Below are 18,217 nucleotides of genomic sequence, written 5' to 3' on the forward strand. Positions count from 1 at the left end.
TCAGGTCACCGGGATCTGCACTACTTCGCGCCAGGCAGGACGTTGGCTAATCTGCTGATACCAGCGCTGCAGATGGGGCCGCGGTTGCCAGCTGTCGAGGATCGACAACAGATTGTAGACGAAGGGAGCGACGGCAATATCGCCAAGGCCGAACTGCTCGCCGGAGAGCCACGGCATTTTGGCCAGTTCGTCATCCAGCATGGCGAACAGCGCTTCGCAGGCGCTGATCCCCGCGGCGATGGCCGCCGGGTCGCGCTGCTCCGGCGGCGTTCTCACCAGGCCCATTAATACCGGGCGATGGGCGGGTGAGAGGGTGCCGTTGGACCAATCCATCCACTTTTCCCCTTGCGCGCGCTGCGCCGGCGCGGCCAGCCACAGACGGTCAACGCCATACTGGGCCGCCAGGTAGCGAATAATCGTATTTGATTCCCACAATACCACCCCGGTGGCATCGTCCTTTAACAACGGCACCAGCCCGTTCGGGTTCATCGCCAGATATTCCGGGTCATGATTGAGACCAAACTCCAGCCCGGCGAGGATCTGCTGATAAGGCAGCTCCAGCTCCTCCAGCACCCAGCGTACTTTCTTTACGTTGGTCGAGTTATTACGTCCCCACAGTGTAATCATTTTCGCTCCTGAGTTTGTTTCACTGCCGTTGCAGCGCGATCGGCGATCATGTTGGGATAAAGTTAAAAATCCGGCAAGCTTTTTTATTTGGCTGTTATTAAAGGTTTTTATGCTTACTCCCTTCAGCCAGGGGCACTCCTGGGTTACAGGGCCCGGAAAGTGTTTTTACTATTTTACAGGAGTAATATCTATAGGGTGTTACGCTACGAAGGAAAGGGCGTGAATATGGTGTATCTTATTGATAATTAAAGCTTTAAATCATGCATGCATCTATAAAAACGCTCCCTCTCCGTCTCGGTTAAAATCTCAATGTCGCCTGAGGGTATAATTTGATGCTGATTATTGCATCGCAATCATCTGAGGAACACAGGTTAATATTAATAAATAGAAAGTCAGTGAAAGAATTATATTTTTACAGGGATGAACTGTTGTTTTTATCGATCGGATATACATCTTTTTCATCTCACCCAGAAAAAATAGACCATGAGAGGCGCCGACTGGCTGGAAGATATTCTGAAAAATAGCAAAAAAAACCCAGTGACTGGCACTGGGGAGTAAATTTACTCAGGGTTGCATGCTGTTCTCAAGATAATATTCGAGTCTCGAAGTATGGGTTAACCAAAGGTAACCATCAACTTCCATACAGACTACATGGGAAATATACTGTATTAAATAACCAGGAATCCACCCTTACTTTTGTGCTATTTATCTTACCTGGGTAATCACGGCGGGGGTAAGTGGTATATAATGCAATAATCAGTATTTGAATCTATAGCGTTAAACGAGCAGAGCCTGGTAGAGGACTTTACTTTCCCCGGAAGGATTTGAAAAAGGCGGTTAAAATGAATGACTGATAAGGATGGCCAGCATACTATCGCGGTGCTATCAAAACATCCCTGCAAAACGAAATAGGGATAAAAGAAGCACTGGCGTACTGCAGTCTGGAAGAGCGAGTCGTAGAGCTCGATATGGCATCGGACGAGAAGGGTAGGAGATTACCCGGGAAGAGATGTTAACCTTTTCATCAAACCGGCGTGATTAATAACGGGCAACAGAATCAGAGCGGCCCGGGGTTTTGAGAGCAATACTTCTGTAAAGGCCACGGCTGTGGATGCGCTGTTATGAATGTATTTGTAAAATTTATCACCATCCAGAGTCGCCTTGAAAAAAAAAGCCCAGCGACAGGCTGGGGTGTAATTACACGCATAAAGGGATATGCCATTTTCAACACAATATGCGAATCTTAATTTATGGAATAACTGCGGGTGAGCTACCCGCTTCCATAAAGATTGCAGGGGAAACTATACTGTATTTAATGACCAGGAATCCATCCTTATCGATGTGCTATTTTTCTTACTTGTGTAATACGGAAAGGGAAAATAGCCCGATAAACTATCTTTTACCGATATGCCGACTAAAACAGGAAAGCCGTCTGCCTGCTTATCCAGTGGGCGAATAATTCATATCATTAGCGGGAGGCTCTCCCTTCCTGACCTCAATTCCTGATGGTGGCGTATAGAGGGGATAGCTGATTGATATCCTTTATCAAGGAGATTGCGCCTCCATCGGCGGAATGCTATGGCAATCGAAGCCCTGCTGAACATGGCGATCAGGCAGGCCCGATGGAGAGAAAAGTGCGGGCGTTGTTGCTAATTTCCTGAGACGGGCGTAATGACCGTCTCAAGCATAGCCCGGGAGTTCTCAACTGCATTTCAGGCGTAAATACGGCCTACAGAACCTTCAGGTTTATATTTAAGCGTCTGAGACTTCTACAGCAGCAAGCCAGATGTGGTTATTGTGAGTTCGGAAGTTGAACTGGGCCTCATGGAATGCAACCGGGCCGACATTTTGAGTTTTGTGAAGGGTATCAGCAGTAACAACCATCCCCGGTTCTCAGGTGAAGGGGGTAGGGGCGACGCGACTGGATATCACTGGCCAGGCTTTCGCTTACCCCACACGGCCCCGCCATAATGTGAATCTATGACCAGGCAAACCACAATGAAAGACACGCTTGCGACGTCTCTTTAGTAGCATTTTCCCCGAAGAGAAGTGAGCTATGTCATTGAAATTTCGGTGACTAATTGGTTTTGAAAGGCGATTTTTTTCTTGCCATAATAAAGTTAACATTAAGGCGATTACGATCAAAAAAATTGTTCTGATTAAAGCACAGCGGCATGTTATTGCGTAAACTTTAAAAACTTTACCAACTCGCTGTTTCTTTAAGGTCATTTGTACGCTTTACTCACCGGTTGCTGCGGCGCGGTCAGAGTGGCGCGGCATATTTTGTTTGGAAAGGATACTTGGGTGGCTCTTATGATGCATGACGCTTTTTCCCTTCGCGGCCTCGCGGCAGGTTGCGCGCTGTTATTTCTTGTCGCACCTGCGGTGCAGGCTGCGGAACAACTCCCCGACGCCCCTTCAATTGACGCTCGCGCCTGGATCCTGATGGACTATGCCAGCGGGAAGGTGCTCAGCGAAGGCAATGCCGATGAAAAACTCGACCCGGCCAGTCTGACGAAGATCATGACCAGCTACGTGGTAGGGCAGGCAATAAAAGCGGGAAAAATCAAACTGACCGATATGGTGACCGTTGGGCGCGATGCCTGGGCGACCGGCAACCCGGCGCTGCGCGGCTCATCGGTGATGTTCCTCAAGCCTGGCATGCAGGTTTCCGTAGAAGATCTGAACAAAGGGGTCATCATTCAGTCCGGTAACGACGCCAGCATTGCGATTGCTGACTACGTAGCGGGCAGCCAGGACGCTTTCGTTAGCCTGATGAACGGCTACGCCAAAAAAATGGGGCTGACCAACACCACCTTTATGACCGTCCACGGCCTTGACGCGCCGGGGCAGTTCAGCACCGCCCGCGATATGGCGCTGCTGACAAAAGCGATGATCCACGACGTACCGGAAGAGTATGCGGTACATAAAGAGAAAGAGTTCACTTTCAATAAAATTCGCCAGCCGAACCGCAACCGCCTGCTGTGGAGCAGCAACCTCAACGCCGATGGCGTGAAAACCGGGACCACCGCCGGGGCCGGCTATAACCTCGTCTCCTCGGCCACTCAGGGTGATATGCGTTTGATCGCCGTGGTGCTGGGGACCAAAACCGACCGCATTCGCTTTAACGAGTCAGAAAAACTACTGACCTGGGGCTTCCGCTTCTTTGAAACCGTGACGCCGATTAAACCAGATGCCACCTTCGTTACCCAGCGCGTGTGGTTTGGCGATAGCAATGAAGCGAAACTGGGGGCTGGCGAGGCGGGCTCAATCACTTTGCCGAAGGGCCAGCTGAAAAACCTGAAAGCCAGCTATACCTTAAATCAGCCGCAGCTTACCGCGCCGCTGGAGAAGGGGCAGGTGGTCGGGACTATCGACTTTAAGCTAAATGATAAAACCATTGAACAGCGTCCGCTGATTGTCATGGAGTCGGTAAAAGAGGGCGGCTTCTTCAGCCGGATGATCGACTTCGTGCTGATGAAACTGCACGGCTGGTTTGGCAGCTGGTTCTCCTGATGCCTGCCCGCGCCCTGCGGGGCGCGGGCAGCGACGCTTCAATACAGTAGGGAAATCTGCTGCGCCTTCGCCAGCGCGACCAGCTCATCATCCGGGCAGATATCGCTGGCGATCACGTCAAATTTCGCTAACGCCCCCATGCGCGCCGGACGCACTTTGCCAAACTTGCTGTGGTCGACCACCAGCACGTGATAGCGCGCGTGACGCATCGCCCAGTGCTTAACCGGCAGCTCTTCCAGGTTATAGCAGGTCGCCCCCTGCTCGCAGTCGATCCCCGCCGCCGAGTAAAAGGCGATATCAGGGCTCAGATGGCTGAGGGTATCCTCAAGGCTCAGCGGCATAAAAATCGCGTTGCTGGCATGAAACTCCCCACCGCACAGGACCGCGCGGCACTGGGGTTTTTCCTGCAGGGCCAGAAAGGTGTTCAGGGAGTAGCAGACGCCGGTGAAGGGCAGGGCATCGTCAATGGCGTCAATAATCCACGGCGTGGTGGTCCCGCAGTCGAAGAAGGCCATCTGATGGGCCTCCAGCAGCGCGGCCGCATGGCGAGCGGCACGGCGTTTTTCCTCGACCAGCCGGGTTTTTTGATCGCTGAGCAGGTAATGGGTGGCGCTGCGCGGCTCCAGCACAATGTATCCGCCGAGCAGCACAACCGGGCCGCTGTGGCCATTGAGGTCGCGACGAATGGTCATTTCCGACACCCCAAGCAGGGAAGCGGCTTCTTTCAGATGCAGCTTATCGCTGCGTTTAAGTGCCTGAATGAGCTGACTGATACGTTCGTCACGGCGAGTTTCCATATTCCCTCTGCGCTAAAATCGCCCTGCGGGGGCAGGGCGTTAGCGGGATTTTACCTGTCGCTTGCGGGTTAGTCACGCGGTGGCCGCAGCGACGGCGGCGTTTAGCCGCGCACCCAACCTTTGCGGATTGGCAAGGAGAAGCAGAGACGATACAGCCGCTGCAGCTGATGGTATAGCGCCGGGCCGAACGTGTGCCAGATCAGCGCCGCGCCAAGGCAGCCGCACATCCCGGCCAGCAGCCCGCCGACCATATCCAGCGGCCAGTGCACGCCGAGATAGACACGGGACCAGGCGATGGCGGCGGCAATGGCCATCAGCAGGGCGCCGGACCACAGGCGATGCCAGAACAGGAAGGCCAGGGCAAAGGTAAAGCTGACGGTGCCATGGTCGCTGGGGAAGGAGTCGTCCGCCGCGTGGTGCAGGAAGTTATAGCCTACGCCGGCGACAAACGGCCGATCGTGCGGATAAAGATGGCCGATCGCCCACGACACGGTCAGGCTGATCGTCAGCGCCAGCATCAGCTTAAACACCATCTGCCGCTGGGCAGGCCCCCACAGCCACAATGTCACCACCAGCAGAGGTACGATCAGAATCAGATCTTTAGCGATGAAGATCGCCATCTCAATGGCCCACTGCGGCGAGGCAGGCGTCGCGTTGAGCAGGGCGAACAGCGCATAGTTAATATTTTCCAGCATAGACTTCCAGGCTCGTTGGTCCGATAGCAATTAAGCCGCCTACCCTAAATAAAAGCGGTGCGGAGTTAAAGGCGGCATTGTCTTAAAGATCAGGTTGTTATGAAATCCACTACCATAAAGTCTACGGCTAACAGCCTGAAAAACGTCAGTATATCGTTTGTCACATTGCTGAAACATAAACGGAATATATACACAGGCTGAATAACAGGGGAGAGGCAGGACGATGGCGCACGGCTCGTAATATTGTGCGGTGTCACCCACAATTCACTATCTCCGCGCCGGGAGTTTCATTACACTTTGCGCGATTTTTGATAGATAAGAGATTTCATGCAAAATTATTCGCTTTCAGGCCGCCGCCTCGGAAGGCAGGCGCTGTTGTTCCCGTTATGTCTGGTGCTGTACGAGTTTTCCACTTATATCGGCAACGATATGATTCAGCCGGGCATGTTAGCCGTGGTGCAGGAATTTCAGGTGGGCAACGAATGGGTACCTACCTCAATGACTGCCTATCTGGCAGGCGGCATGTTTTTACAGTGGCTGCTGGGGCCGCTGTCGGATCGTATTGGCCGCCGTCCGGTGATGTTGACCGGCGTAGTATGGTTCATCGTCACCTGCCTGGCGACGCTGCTGGCGCAGACCATTGAGCAGTTTACCCTGCTGCGCTTCCTGCAGGGGATCAGCCTGTGCTTTATCGGCGCGGTGGGCTATGCGGCGATACAGGAGTCCTTTGAGGAGGCGGTGTGTATCAAAATCACCGCCCTGATGGCTAACGTGGCGCTGATAGCCCCGCTGCTGGGGCCGCTGGTGGGCGCCGCCTGGGTGCATATCCTGCCGTGGGAGATGATGTTTGTCCTGTTCGCCGTGCTGGCGGCCATCTCGTTCTTCGGCCTGCAGCGGGCGATGCCGGAGACCGCGACGCGGCTGGGCGAAAAGCTGTCGGTGAAAGAGCTGGGCCGCGACTATCGGCTGGTGCTGAAGAACCTGCGCTTCGTCGCCGGCGCGCTGGCCACCGGCTTTGTCAGCCTGCCGCTGCTGGCGTGGATTGCCCAGTCGCCGGTGATTATTATCAGCGGCGAACAGGCCACCAGCTATGAGTACGGCATGCTGCAGGTGCCGATTTTCGGGGCGCTGATTGCCGGCAACCTGGTGCTGGCGCGCCTGACTGCGCGCCGGACCGTGCGCTCGCTGATTATCATGGGCGGTTGGCCGATCATGTTTGGCCTGATCCTCTCTGCGGCGGCGACCGTGGTCTCTTCCCACGCTTATCTGTGGATGACGGCCGGTCTGAGCTTCTACGCCTTCGGGATTGGCCTCGCGAACGCCGGCCTGGTGCGTTTAACCCTGTTCGCCAGCGAGATGAGTAAAGGCACGGTCTCGGCGGCGATGGGAATGCTGCAGATGCTGATCTTCACCGTCGGCATCGAGCTCAGCAAACATGCTTACGAGCTGGGCGGCAACGGGCTGTTCAGCCTGTTTAACCTGCTGGGTGGGGTACTATGGCTGGGGCTGATGATTTACTTTCTGAAAGATAAAAGCGTGGGCAATTCGCAGCAGGGGTAGTTGTTTTCAACCCGGATGCGCTCGCATCCGGGTCTTATCAGGCGAACGGCGCTTCGCGATCCAACACCTTATCAATAATCTGCAGGACACCTTCTTCGTTGTTATGCGGCGCCTGATAGCGGGCGACGGCTTTGACGTCTTCCCGGGCGTTTGCCATGGCAAAGCCAAACCCGGCGTGCTGCAGCATTTCGATATCGTTGCCGCTGTCGCCGAACGCCACCACCTCGTGATCCTCAATGCCCCAGCGCTGCTGCAAAATGCGCAGCCCGTTGGCTTTGTGCACACCCGGGATAATTAAGTCGATGCTGCCGTAGCCGGTGGCCACCGCGGTGACCATGTCCCCCAGCGCCGCATGCAGCTTCGGCTGAATTTCCGGGATCAGGCTGTCTGGCACGTTGAGACCAAATTTGAGGATGGTGTCATCGAGATGGTTAAAATCATCCACCAGTTCCAGGCGGTGATAATACTTCGCCGCCACCGTCTTCAGCGCGTCGTTGTAGCGATTGAGGGTGTAGGCGCTGCGCTTCCCGCAGGCGATGATTTCGATATTCGGCAACGTCTGCAGATGGTCGACCACGGCGTTGAAGTGGTGAACCGGCAGTTGGCAGTTGAAGACGTCTTCATTGCCGCTCACCACCCAGCCGCCGTTTTCCGCCACGAAGGCGATCTGATGGGCGATCTCCGGGAAAAAGGAGATCAGCTGATAATATTGGTTGCCGCTGGCGACCACGAAGCGAATATTCTGTTCGCGCATTCGCTGGTACTGGGCGAGGAAGCGCGGCCGGTTGTAAGTTTTGGCATCGCTTAAAAAGGTGCCGTCCATATCCACCGCAATCAGTTTGATGCTCATTAGCTGTTCTCCATAACGGGTTCAGATTGTGGCTTAGCCACCGCGCGGGCGACCAGCGCCGCCACCATCACCAGACCCAGCACCACCATCATGGCGCTGCGCAGGCCGAAGTGTTCGCCGAGGAAACCCAGCAGTGGCGGCCCGACGAGGAAAGCGAGATAGCCGGTGATCGCCACCACGCTGACGCGCTTGGGCGCGTCCGGCCCGGTATCGCTGGCGGCGGAGATGGTCAGCGGGAAGCCGAGCGAGGCGCCAATGCCCCACAGCAGCACCGAGATGCCCGCCACCCAGGGGTTATCGACGAAGATGATCAGGCCTATGCCGAGGGCGCCCATCACTGCGCTGCCGCGGACCACCGCCACCCGGCTGTAGCGATCGATAAACCAGCCGCCGGTAAAGCGGCCCAGCGTCATGCCGAGGGTGAAACCGGCATAAATCAGGGAGCCGGAGGTGGGGCTAAAGCCGTGGCCATCCACCATCAGCAGCGGCAGCCAGTCGTTGGCGGAGCCTTCGGCAAAGGCCATCGCCAGGACAATGACGCCGATCAGCAGCAGCTGCGCGTCGCGCCACACCGGCAGACCTTTCGCCTCACCGTGGGCGACTTCGGCGGCATTTTTACCGGTGCCGTCGGGAATGGCGCGGATAGCAATGGCGATGGGCAGGATAGCCACCAGCGCAGCCGCCAGGATGTGCGGGGCGGCCGGCAGACCGAATCCGGTCACTGCCATGCCCACCCCGGCGCCGAACAGGGTGCCAAAGCTGTAGAAGCCATGCATCATCGGCAGCACCGTTTTATTCATCTCCCGCTCGATGGCCGCGCCTTCGACGTTAATAGCGACCTCTGCGGAGCCGAAGCTGGCGCCGAAGATAGCCAGACCGAAGGCGAACAGCGGGGCGGAAGTGACCCACAGCGCCAGGCTGAGCACCAGCATGCCAAGCACGGCGAAGGACATGGTGGTGCGGATGACCTTGCGGGTACCAAAGCGCTTCACCAGCCACGCCGAGCAGAGAATACCGCTCATCGACCCCACCGACAGACCAAACAGCACCACGCCCATCTCTGCGGTGGATAGCGCCAACAGATCGCGGATCGCCGGCGTGCGGGTGGCCCAGGAGGCCATTAACAAGCCGGGGATGAAAAAGAACATAAACAGCGCCCATAGCCGAAGCTGCAGCGCTCTGCGCGAGGATTGCGTCGTCATCCGTAAACGCCTTAAAGGAGAAGAGTGAAGACAACAGTAGCAAGTAAGTGTACATTTGTACATAAACCGGAAGAGGAAAATCATGGCCCGTAGACCAAACGATCCGCAGCGCCGCGAGCGCATCCTGCAGGCGACGCTGGATACCATCGCGGCGCACGGCATCCATGCGGTGACGCACCGTAAAATCGCCACCTGCGCGAATGTGCCGCTGGGATCGCTGACCTACTATTTCAGCGGCATTGAGGCGTTAATTGAGGAGGCGTTCAGCCTGTTTACCGCCGAGATGTCGGCGCAGTATCAGCAAGGCTTCGTCGGGGTAACGAACCGGGAACAAGCCTGCGATGCCATCGCGGATCTGATCTTCAGCGCCCAGGTGACCACGGCGCGCAATATGGAGCTGATGTACCAGCTGTACGCGTTCTGCAGCAGTCAGCCGGCGCTGAAGGCGGTGATGCAGAACTGGATGCGGCGCAGCCAGCAGACGCTGGAGCAGTGGTTCGCCCCCGATACCGCCCGCGGTCTCGACGCCTTTATTGAAGGGATGACCTTGCACTTTGTCACCGACCGCGCGCCGCTGTCGAAGGCGGCAATCCGCATGATGGTCGGGCAGCTGGCGGGGGAGAGGGCGCAGGAAGAGGGGCGCTGAAGCGGCGTTTCACCCGGAATGGCTAAACGCAGGCAACAAAAAACCCATCAACCTTGAACCGAAGTGGCGGGGTTGATGGGCTCCACAAAATGGGGACATCAAAGAAAAGCAGTGGCATTACTTATGACTGATGCCCTGAGAAAAAGTTCTGCCTGTGACGGCTTTTTTCTCAAAAAATTATTGTAGCCCTGGCCAGATGATCACGATGAGCGTCCCGGCAAGGGTAAGCAGCACGTTGGCGATGGCGTAGGTCCCTGCGTAGCCGAGCGCTGGAATATTGCTGCGCGCGGTATCGCTGATGATCTCCATCGCCGGGGCGCAGGTGCGGGCTCCCATCATGGCGCCGAACAGCATCGCCCGGTTCATGCGCAGCACGTAGGCGCCGAACAGGAAGCAGATCACCACCGGCACCAGGCTGACGATAAGCCCTGCCGCCAGCATCTGGCCGCCGACGGCGCCCAGCCCGTTATTGATCCCGGCCCCGGCGCTGAGACCGACCCCGGCCATAAACACCATCAGACCAAACTCTTTCACCATGTTCAGCGCCCCCTGCGGGATATAGCCGAAGGTTGGGTGGTTGGCGCGCAGGAAGCCAAGCATGATGCCGGCGAACAGCAGGCCGGCGGCGTTGCCGATGCCGAAGCTGAAGGAGCTGAACTGGAAGGTGATCATGCCGATCATCAGGCCAACGATAAAGAAGGCGCAGAAGGCCAGCAGATCGGTCACCTGGCTGTGAATGGAGATAAAGCCGATGCGGTCGGCCACGGTTTTTACGCGGCGGGCGTCGCCGCTGACCTGCAGCACGTCGCCTTTGTTCAGTACGACGTTATCGTCGATAGGCATCTCGATCTGGCTGCGAATAACCCGGTTTAAGAAGCAGCCGTGGTCGGTAAGCTTGAGCTGCGCCAGGCGGCGGCCGACGGCGTTGTGGTTTTTGACCACAATCTCTTCAGTGACGATGCGCATGTCGAGCAGATCGCGGTCGAACACCTCTTTACCGTTGCGGAAGCTCGGGTCGAGGCGGGCGTGGGCGTCCGGATAGCCCACCAGCGCAATATCGTCACCCATCTGCAGCACCGCGTCGCCGTCCGGGTTGGCCAGAATACCGTTGCGACGAATGCGTTCAATATAGCAGCCGGTCTGGCGGTAAATACCCAGTTCGCGCAGATTTTTGCCATCCGCCCAGGCCACCAGCTCCGGGCCGACGCGGTAGGCGCGGATCACCGGCAGGTAGACTTTACGTTTGGAATCGGTATCGAGGCCGCGCTCGCGGGCGATTTGCTGGGCGCTGGTCTGCAGATCCTGATGCTGCAGCTTGGGCATATAGCGGGCGCCGACGATCAGGCTCACCAGACCAACCAGATAGGTCAGGGCATAGCCGAGGCTCAGATGGTCAAGCGACTGCGCCAGCTGATCGCTGGGCAGGCCGAAATGGCGCAGGGTGTCGCCCGCGCCCACCAGCACCGGGGTGGAGGTCATGGCGCCTGCCAGCATACCGGCGGTGAGCCCGATATCCCAGCCGAACACTTTACCCAGCATCATGGCGATCAGCATCGCGCTGCCGACCATCACCAGCGCCAGCATCAGGTAGTTTTTCCCGTCGCGGAAAAAAATAGAAAAAAAGTTGGGCCCGGCTTCTACGCCAACGCAAAAAATAAACAGCATAAAGCCGAGATTAAGGGCATCGGTGTTAATCGCGAAATGCTGCTGGCCTAATAATAGAGAAACGACTAAAACGCCAATGGAATTACCAAGTTGTACTGAGCCGAGACGCAGTTTTCCCAGGCATAGTCCTAATGCAAGTACAACGAATAATAACAGGATGTAATTCCCGTTTAACAAATCTGCGACGTTTATATTCACGAAAGCCAACTTCTCATTTACTAGTAAGTTGTTGAAGGAAATGGTTATTTGGTCTAAGGTTGCTCAGGCGTTCGCGTTGTCGCGAACCTATTCTGGCACCCTGTTATAACCAGCAAAAATATACCGCTAGTTTAATCCTTCCTGGATGCGGCGGCTAGTGACAATCGTTTTTAGGCTGGTAGGGGAGTTATTGGCATGGATTGCCGAAATGCTTTATCTGACTGGGCGACGTGGACGTGAGTTAGAGGCAACATCAGGAGGATACGGTGAAATCTGAGCGTAGTTGGGCCGGCATTATCTGTGGCTTCGTTCTGTTCATTGTGGTGTGCTTATCGTTGTTGTTACATATGAAAGGGGCATTTCGCGCCAGCGGCAACCCGGAGCTGGGCCTGCTCTTCTTTTTGCTGCCAGGGGCGGCGGCGAGCTGTCTCTCTCCCGGACGGCGGGTGCTGCGTCCTTTGCTCGGCGCGATACTGGCGGCGCCGGTCTGCATGGTGACGATGCGGCTGTTCTTCGTGACCCACCGGACGTTCTGGCAGGAGATGGCGTGGGTGTTGAGCGCCGTGTTCTGGTGCGCGCTTGGGGCATTGTGCTTTTTGTTTATCTGCGCCTGGCTTGATACCTGGCGCAGTCATTCATCGAGCAAATAAATTGACTCAGGCAAACAGGCCGAGATTCTCTTTTGCCCAGGCTTCAAAATCGGTGCAGCCGCCGATGTGTTTCTGGTCGACGAAAATCTGCGGCACGGTTTCAACCGGTTTGCCAACGGTTTTTTCCAGGTCAGCTTTGCTGATGCCTTCGGCATGAATATCCACGTAGCGGTAGTTGAAATCATCACGCTCGTTGGTCAGTTTTTCTGCCAGTTCTTTAGCGCGAACGCAGTAAGGGCAGCCTGGACGACCAAAAATAACGGTAAACATTGCTTCTCTCCTTAAACCTCAGCCGGATGGCGAATGGCGCTTATGATGCCTGCAACGGGCGGGGAGGGAAAGAAGGTTCTGCCTTTTACTTCGATGGTTTACGGCTATGTTTGATAAATGTCGGACTGTCAAAACCCGTATACTGGCCCGACGGCGCGGTGGAATTGGCTGGCGCGCCGCGTTTATCAACCGGAGAGGCGTGATGCGAAAATTTGCCCCATTGCCGAAAAGCATTATGCTGGTTGAGATCCTCGGGATGGGGCTGTTAACCCTCGCCTGGCTCTCCCTTAACCAGTATGTCCAGCTGCCTGCGCCCATTGCCAGCCCGACCGCGGCGCTGGTGATGCTCTTTGCCGGGATCGTGCTGATGATCCCCGCCGCCATCGTCGTGATGTGGCGGATGGCGCAGATCGTGGCCCCGCAGTTAACGCACTCTCCAAAGCCTGAATCCTTGTCTGACAGAGAAAAACGTAATGACGCCGACCATTGAGCTGCTGCGCAGCCACCGTTCCATCCGCCACTTCACCGATGCCCCCGTGAGCGACGAACAGCGCGCAGAGATTATCGCCAGCGCGCAAGCGGCATCTACCTCGAGTTTTTTACAGTGCACCTCTATCATCCGTATTACTGACCCGGCGCTGCGTGAACGTCTGGTCCCGCTGACCGGCGGCCAGCAGCACGTCGCCCAGGCGGCGGAGTTTTGGGTCTTCTGCGCCGACTTTAATCGCCACCTGCAGATCTGCCCACAGGCGCAGCTGGGGCTGGCGGAACAGCTGCTGATCGGCGTTGTCGATACGGCGCTGCTGGCGCAAAACGCGCTGACCGCCGCCGAGTCCCTCGGACTAGGGGGCGTCTATATCGGCGGGTTGCGCAACAGCATTGAGGCCGTCACAGAGCTGCTGGAGCTGCCGCAGCACGTCCTGCCGCTGTTCGGTCTTTGCCTTGGCTGGCCGGCGGATAACCCGGACATCAAGCCGCGGATGCCGGCGGCCATGCTGGTGCATGAAAACCGCTATCAGCCGCTGGATAACGCGCTGCTGGCGGAGTATGACGAACAGCTGGCGCACTATTATCTGTCGCGCGGCAGCAACGCCCGCCGCGATACCTGGAGCGACCATATCCGGCGCACTATCGTGAGAGAGAGTCGTCCGTTTATTCTTGACTATCTGCATAAGCAGGGGTGGGCAACGCGCTGATTACGTGTACACTGCTGCTCCGGCCAGGTGATATCCGCCGCCGGCCGCAGGAAAGGTGAAAGTGTGTTCGATAGCTGAGGCCCGCCAGAGCGGGTCTTTTCGCAGAGGTGCAGGATGAAAATTGCCATATTATCCCGGGATGGAACGCTTTATTCATGTCGGCGCCTGCGCGAAGCAGCGCAACAGCGCGGTCATCAGATCGAGATCCTCGATCCGCTTTCCTGTTATATGAACGTCAGCCCGGTGGCCTCGTCGATCCACTACAAAGGGCGTCAGCTGCCGCACTTTGATGCGGTGATCCCGCGCATTGGCTCGGCGATCACCTACTATGGCACCGCGGCCCTGCGCCAGTTTGAGCTCCTGGGAAGCTATCCGCTGAACGAATCGGTCGCTATTACCCGCGCTCGCGATAAGCTGCGCTCGCTGCAGCTGCTGGCGCGCCAGGGCATCGATCTGCCATTGACCGGCATCGCTCACTCCCCGGATGACACCAGCGATCTGATCGCCATGGTGGGCGGCGCGCCGCTGGTGGTGAAGCTGGTGGAAGGCACCCAGGGGATCGGCGTGGTGCTGGCGGAGACCCGCCAGGCGGCGGAGAGCGTGATCGACGCCTTTCGCGGACTGAACGCTCATATTCTGGTGCAGGAATACATTGCCGAAGCGAAAGGGTGCGATATCCGCTGCCTGGTGGTCGGCAATGAGGTGGTGGCGGCGATCGAGCGGCGGGCGAAAGAGGGGGATTTCCGCTCTAACCTGCACCGCGGCGGCATGGCCACGGTGGCGCAGATTAGCGACGAGGAGCGGGCCATTGCCATCAAGGCAACGCAAACTCTCGGGCTGGACGCCGCCGGTGTCGATATTTTACGCGCCGCCCGCGGGCCGCTGGTGATGGAGGTGAATGCCTCGCCGGGGCTGGAAGGGGTGGAAACCACCACCGGCGTGGATGTCGCCGGCAAGATGATCGCCTGGATCGAGCGCCAGGCGACGCCGGAATTCTGTTTGAAAATAGGCGGCTAACCGTCGGATGCAAGACGGCCATGGTATGCGGCGCTTTTTTTGCGTAAGCTATGGCGTCGTTTTTCCACTGTAAGAGGTCACAGGCACTATGGATTCACTGGTCGTTCCAGGTCTGGATACGCTACGTCGCTGGCTGGACGAAATCGGCATCAGCTTTTTTGAGTGCGATTCCTGTCAGGCATTGCACCTGCCGCATATGCAGAATTTCGACGGTATTTTTGATGCCAAAATTGACCTGGTGGACAACGTGGTGCTCTTTTCCGCCCTGGCGGAGGTGAAGCCGTCTGCCCTGCTGGCGCTGTCGGCGGATCTCTCGGCCATCAACGCCAGCTCGTTAACCGTGAAGGCGTTTATCGACATTCAGGACGATAATTTGCCCAAGCTGGTGGTTTGCCAGTCGCTGTCTATCGGCCCAGGGGTGACCATGGAGCAGTTCGCCTGGTTCTTCCGCCAAAGCGAAGAGCAGATCTCGATGGTAATCCTCGAAGCCGGCGCAAATCAGCTGCTGTACAAAGGCGAAGAAGAAGAGCCTGCGGCGGAAAACGTGCAATACCATTTTCTTCACTAAACCTGCCTAAAATTAGCGCAGCCACTACCGCAGCGGCTGCGTATTACCCGCTTTTATTCTGCATTTAACCTTTCTTTAAAGCATTATTCACCGCCATTCAGGCCGTTTTGGCTTATCACGTAGACCGTTATTGCATAAAAATTTGATAAAAGGCGTTTTTTTACCTGGGCTATAGCCTCTTATTCTGGCTACAGTTATTCTGGCGATGCTTCCAGTTGCGAGCAACCACTCCGGGAGAGATCCGCTCTCCTTTTCTCAGGCAATGAAAAAATATGCATGATTTTTGCATGCGTAGAAATGCGTATATTTGAGCCCGTAAGTTAACGGGCGTTGAGAAGGAAAAGAGATATGACCGCCTTTGGTAAAAAATGGTTAACAGGTCTGGTTACGGGTGCGCTGATGGCCGTCTCTGCCGGTTCGCTCGCCGCCGAACAAAAAACCCTGCATGTTTATAACTGGTCTGATTATATCGCGCCGGACACGGTAGCGAATTTCGAAAAAGAGACCGGGATTAAAGTGGTGTATGACGTTTTTGATTCCAACGAAGTGCTGGAAGGCAAATTAATGGCGGGTAGCACCGGTTTCGACCTGGTGGTGCCGTCGGCAAGCTTCCTCGAACGCCAGCTGGCGGCGGGCGTGTTCCAGCCGCTGGATAAAAGTAAGCTGCCCAACTGGAAGAACCTTGACCCCGAAGTGCTGAAGCTGGTCGCCAAGCATGACCCGGAGAATAAATACGCCATGCCTTACCTGTGGGCGACGACGGGCATTGGCTACAACGTGGATAAGGTGAAAGCCGTTCTCGGCAAAGATGCGCCGGAGGACAGCTGGGATCTGGTGCTGAAGCCGGAGAACCTCGAAAAACTGAAAAGCTGCGGCGTCTCCTTCCTCGACGCGCCGGAAGAGATTTTCGCCACCGTGCTGAACTACCTCGGCAAAGATCCGAACAGCAGCAAAGCGGATGATTACACCGGCCCGGCGACCGATCTGCTGCTGAAGCTGCGGCCGAACATTCGCTACTTCCACTCTTCGCAATATATTAACGACCTTGCCAATGGCGACATCTGCGTGGCGATCGGCTGGGCAGGGGACGTCTGGCAGGCGGCCAACCGCGCGAAAGAGGCGAAGAACGGCGTCAATGTCTCCTACTTTATTCCGAAGGAAGGCGCGCTGGCGTTCTTTGACGTCTTTGCCATGCCGGCCGACGCGAAGAATAAAGATGAAGCCTATCAGTTCCTTAACTATCTGATGCGTCCGGACGTCATCGCCAAAATCAGCGACCAGGTGTTCTACGCCAACGGCAACAAGGCTTCCACGCCGCTGGTCAGCGAGACTATCCGTAACAACCCGGCGATTTATCCGCCAGCGGATGTGTTCGCCAAACTGTTCACGCTGAAGGTGCAGGATCCGAAGATTGACCGCGTGCGCACCCGCGCGTGGACCAAAGTGAAGAGCGGCAAATAATTCCTGATGGCCCGTCGAACACGGGCCAAATCAGATCTGTACTCGCCGGGAAATAGCAGCGCGCCCGGCGAGCAGAAGCACCAGGATGGTGCAAATGCACTGTTAAGCACGAAGTATGGCACCGGACCATATGGTGATCGTTTTTTTGCCGGAGAGCACCCGATTGAACGACGTAATGCCCCGCCCACAGGCGAAAGCCCCCAAAGCGCTGACCCCGCTACTGGAAATCCGTAACTTAACCAAGTCGTTTGATGGCCAGCATGCGGTCGACGACGTCAGTCTCACTATCTACAAAGGCGAAATTTTTGCTCTGCTGGGCGCGTCAGGCTGCGGGAAATCGACGCTGCTACGCATGCTGGCGGGCTTTGAACAACCGACCGCCGGGCAGATTATGCTCGACGGCGTGGATCTGGCGCGCGTGCCGCCCTATCAGCGGCCTATTAATATGATGTTCCAGTCCTATGCCCTGTTTCCCCATATGACCGTTGAGCAGAATATTGCCTTCGGCCTGAAGCAGGACCGCCTGCCTAAGGCGGAAATCACCGCCCGGGTGCAGGAGATGCTGGCCCTGGTACATATGCAGGAGTTTGCCAAACGTAAGCCGCACCAACTCTCAGGCGGCCAGCGGCAGCGCGTCGCGTTGGCGCGCAGCCTGGCGAAACGGCCCAAGCTGCTGCTGCTTGATGAACCGATGGGGGCGCTGGATAAAAAGCTGCGCGATCGCATGCAGCTCGAGGTGGTGGATATTCTTGAGCGCGTTGGCGTGACCTGCGTGATGGTGACCCACGATCAGGAAGAGGCGATGACCATGGCGGGCCGTATCGCCATCATGAATCGCGGCAAGTTTGTGCAGATTGGCGAACCGGAAGAGATTTACGAGCACCCGACCACCCGCTACAGCGCCGAGTTTATCGGCTCGGTGAACGTCTTTGAAGGGCTGGTGAAGGAGCGTCTGGAAGACGGTCTGGTGCTAAGCTCGCCGGGACTGATGCATCCGCTGAAGGTCGACCCCGACGCCTCGGTGGTGGACAACGTGCCGGTCTGGGTGGCGCTGCGTCCAGAGAAGATCATGCTGTGCGATGAACCGCCGGCGGACGGCTACAATTTTGCCGTCGGCGAGGTGATTCATATCGCCTATCTGGGGGATCTCTCTATCTATCATGTGCGCCTGCAAAGCGGGCAGATGATCAGCGCCCAGCTGCAGAATGAACACCGCCATCGGAAAGGGACGCCCACCTGGGGCGATGAGGTGCGTTTATGCTGGGATGCTGACAGCTGCGTTGTGCTGACGGTGTGAGG

18 protein-coding genes are annotated in these 18,217 nt (G+C 56.6%); 11 read left to right on the top strand and 7 right to left on the bottom strand.

The window, feature by feature from the left end; all coding sequences use genetic code 11:
- Positions 1–627 (bottom strand): glutathione S-transferase family protein, encoded by a 627-nt coding sequence (locus KHQ23_RS19335; RefSeq protein ID WP_032421143.1) that lies wholly within the window; start codon positions 625–627, stop codon positions 1–3.
- A 1,532-nt stretch (positions 628–2,159) separates the two neighbouring features.
- On the opposite strand from KHQ23_RS19335, the gene KHQ23_RS19340 reads away from it, so the two are divergent.
- A complete protein-coding gene (locus KHQ23_RS19340; protein ID WP_020806119.1) occupies positions 2,160–2,288 on the top strand; it encodes a hypothetical protein in 129 nt (42 codons plus the stop codon).
- 652 nt (positions 2,289–2,940) lie between these two features.
- Positions 2,941–4,143: a serine-type D-Ala-D-Ala carboxypeptidase gene (gene dacC, locus KHQ23_RS19345; protein ID WP_004191175.1), complete on the top strand. Its 1,203-nt coding sequence runs from the start codon at positions 2,941–2,943 to the stop codon at positions 4,141–4,143.
- A 38-nt stretch (positions 4,144–4,181) separates the two neighbouring features.
- Here dacC and deoR read toward each other — a convergent pair whose 3' ends face one another.
- Both deoR and ybjG read right to left on the bottom strand, forming a co-directional pair.
- On the bottom strand, positions 4,182–4,940 hold the full coding sequence (deoR, locus tag KHQ23_RS19350; protein WP_004151717.1) for a DNA-binding transcriptional repressor DeoR: 759 nt from the start codon (positions 4,938–4,940) through the stop codon (positions 4,182–4,184).
- Positions 4,941–5,041: 101 nt separating this feature from the next.
- Positions 5,042–5,635, bottom strand: coding sequence for an undecaprenyl-diphosphate phosphatase (gene ybjG, locus KHQ23_RS19355; RefSeq protein ID WP_004141974.1), 594 nt, complete (start codon positions 5,633–5,635; stop codon positions 5,042–5,044).
- A gap of 327 nt (positions 5,636–5,962) precedes the next feature.
- Between ybjG and kdeA the strand changes: the two genes are divergently transcribed.
- Entirely contained in the window at positions 5,963–7,195 is a 1,233-nt protein-coding gene (kdeA, locus tag KHQ23_RS19360) for a multidrug efflux MFS transporter KdeA (RefSeq protein WP_004141972.1), read from the top strand.
- A gap of 37 nt (positions 7,196–7,232) precedes the next feature.
- On the opposite strand, the gene KHQ23_RS19365 is transcribed toward kdeA, so the two are convergent.
- Together KHQ23_RS19365 and KHQ23_RS19370 are read right to left on the bottom strand one after the other, a co-directional pair.
- Positions 7,233–8,045, bottom strand: a complete 813-nt coding sequence (locus tag KHQ23_RS19365) for a Cof-type HAD-IIB family hydrolase (RefSeq protein WP_004141971.1) — start codon at positions 8,043–8,045, stop codon at positions 7,233–7,235.
- Positions 8,045–9,247 carry an MFS transporter gene (locus tag KHQ23_RS19370; protein ID WP_004151719.1) on the bottom strand — a complete coding sequence of 401 codons (1,203 nt, stop codon included), beginning with the start codon at positions 9,245–9,247 and terminating at the stop codon, positions 8,045–8,047. Before KHQ23_RS19370 ends, KHQ23_RS19365 begins: the two co-directional genes overlap by 1 nt.
- Before the next feature lie 82 nt (positions 9,248–9,329).
- Between KHQ23_RS19370 and KHQ23_RS19375 the strand changes: the two genes are divergently transcribed.
- A complete protein-coding gene (locus KHQ23_RS19375; protein ID WP_004141969.1) occupies positions 9,330–9,893 on the top strand; it encodes a TetR/AcrR family transcriptional regulator in 564 nt (187 codons plus the stop codon).
- A 177-nt stretch (positions 9,894–10,070) separates the two neighbouring features.
- On the opposite strand, the gene KHQ23_RS19380 is transcribed toward KHQ23_RS19375, so the two are convergent.
- Positions 10,071–11,756, bottom strand: a complete 1,686-nt coding sequence (locus tag KHQ23_RS19380; protein WP_004147745.1) for an aspartate:alanine antiporter — start codon at positions 11,754–11,756, stop codon at positions 10,071–10,073.
- Between the two features lie 266 nt (positions 11,757–12,022).
- Here KHQ23_RS19380 and ybjM point away from each other — a divergent pair, with 266 nt between their 5' ends.
- Complete coding sequence (gene ybjM / locus KHQ23_RS19385) at positions 12,023–12,406, top strand: inner membrane protein YbjM (RefSeq protein WP_002896351.1); 384 nt, start codon at positions 12,023–12,025, stop codon at positions 12,404–12,406.
- A 6-nt stretch (positions 12,407–12,412) separates the two neighbouring features.
- On the opposite strand, the gene KHQ23_RS19390 is transcribed toward ybjM, so the two are convergent.
- Complete coding sequence (locus KHQ23_RS19390; RefSeq protein ID WP_002896352.1) at positions 12,413–12,676, bottom strand: GrxA family glutaredoxin; 264 nt, start codon at positions 12,674–12,676, stop codon at positions 12,413–12,415.
- Positions 12,677–12,878: 202 nt separating this feature from the next.
- Here KHQ23_RS19390 and KHQ23_RS19395 point away from each other — a divergent pair, with 202 nt between their 5' ends.
- The 6 genes from KHQ23_RS19395 to potG all read left to right on the top strand — a co-directional run bounded on the left by KHQ23_RS19395 (position 12,879) and on the right by potG (position 18,215).
- Positions 12,879–13,166, top strand: coding sequence for a YbjC family protein (locus KHQ23_RS19395; protein ID WP_023279664.1), 288 nt, complete (start codon positions 12,879–12,881; stop codon positions 13,164–13,166).
- Entirely contained in the window at positions 13,150–13,872 is a 723-nt protein-coding gene (gene nfsA, locus KHQ23_RS19400; RefSeq protein WP_032421144.1) for a nitroreductase NfsA, read from the top strand. Before KHQ23_RS19395 ends, nfsA begins: the two co-directional genes overlap by 17 nt.
- 114 nt (positions 13,873–13,986) lie before the next feature.
- The gene (gene rimK / locus KHQ23_RS19405) at positions 13,987–14,889 is read left to right on the top strand and encodes a 30S ribosomal protein S6--L-glutamate ligase (protein ID WP_002896363.1); all 903 of its coding nucleotides are present in this window, start codon (positions 13,987–13,989) and stop codon (positions 14,887–14,889) included.
- Positions 14,890–14,977: 88 nt separating this feature from the next.
- Entirely contained in the window at positions 14,978–15,457 is a 480-nt protein-coding gene (locus KHQ23_RS19410; RefSeq protein ID WP_002896365.1) for a YbjN domain-containing protein, read from the top strand.
- Between the two features lie 348 nt (positions 15,458–15,805).
- Positions 15,806–16,918 (top strand): spermidine/putrescine ABC transporter substrate-binding protein PotF, encoded by a 1,113-nt coding sequence (potF, locus tag KHQ23_RS19415; RefSeq protein ID WP_032421145.1) that lies wholly within the window; start codon positions 15,806–15,808, stop codon positions 16,916–16,918.
- A gap of 163 nt (positions 16,919–17,081) precedes the next feature.
- Positions 17,082–18,215, top strand: coding sequence for a putrescine ABC transporter ATP-binding subunit PotG (potG, locus tag KHQ23_RS19420; protein ID WP_002896370.1), 1,134 nt, complete (start codon positions 17,082–17,084; stop codon positions 18,213–18,215).
- Positions 18,216–18,217 lie beyond the last annotated feature (2 nt).

Origin of the sequence: Klebsiella sp. 64, from assembly GCF_018223915.1 — a bacterium.
In the GTDB taxonomy this organism is placed as follows: Bacteria; Pseudomonadota; Gammaproteobacteria; order Enterobacterales; family Enterobacteriaceae; genus Klebsiella; species Klebsiella pneumoniae.

Excerpts from the sequence above, each read along its gene's own strand:
- KHQ23_RS19335 (WP_032421143.1), bottom strand. The coding sequence starts at position 627 with ATGATTACACTGTGGGGACGTAATAACTCGACCAACGTAAAGAAAGTA.
- dacC (WP_004191175.1), top strand. The coding sequence starts at position 2,941 with ATGATGCATGACGCTTTTTCCCTTCGCGGCCTCGCGGCAGGTTGCGCG.
- deoR (WP_004151717.1), bottom strand. The coding sequence starts at position 4,940 with ATGGAAACTCGCCGTGACGAACGTATCAGTCAGCTCATTCAGGCACTT.
- ybjG (WP_004141974.1), bottom strand. The coding sequence starts at position 5,635 with ATGCTGGAAAATATTAACTATGCGCTGTTCGCCCTGCTCAACGCGACG.
- kdeA (WP_004141972.1), top strand. The coding sequence starts at position 5,963 with ATGCAAAATTATTCGCTTTCAGGCCGCCGCCTCGGAAGGCAGGCGCTG.
- KHQ23_RS19365 (WP_004141971.1), bottom strand. The coding sequence starts at position 8,045 with ATGAGCATCAAACTGATTGCGGTGGATATGGACGGCACCTTTTTAAGC.
- KHQ23_RS19370 (WP_004151719.1), bottom strand. The coding sequence starts at position 9,247 with ATGACGACGCAATCCTCGCGCAGAGCGCTGCAGCTTCGGCTATGGGCG.
- KHQ23_RS19375 (WP_004141969.1), top strand. The coding sequence starts at position 9,330 with ATGGCCCGTAGACCAAACGATCCGCAGCGCCGCGAGCGCATCCTGCAG.
- KHQ23_RS19390 (WP_002896352.1), bottom strand. The coding sequence starts at position 12,676 with ATGTTTACCGTTATTTTTGGTCGTCCAGGCTGCCCTTACTGCGTTCGC.
- KHQ23_RS19395 (WP_023279664.1), top strand. The coding sequence starts at position 12,879 with ATGCGAAAATTTGCCCCATTGCCGAAAAGCATTATGCTGGTTGAGATC.
- nfsA (WP_032421144.1), top strand. The coding sequence starts at position 13,150 with ATGACGCCGACCATTGAGCTGCTGCGCAGCCACCGTTCCATCCGCCAC.
- rimK (WP_002896363.1), top strand. The coding sequence starts at position 13,987 with ATGAAAATTGCCATATTATCCCGGGATGGAACGCTTTATTCATGTCGG.
- KHQ23_RS19410 (WP_002896365.1), top strand. The coding sequence starts at position 14,978 with ATGGATTCACTGGTCGTTCCAGGTCTGGATACGCTACGTCGCTGGCTG.
- potF (WP_032421145.1), top strand. The coding sequence starts at position 15,806 with ATGACCGCCTTTGGTAAAAAATGGTTAACAGGTCTGGTTACGGGTGCG.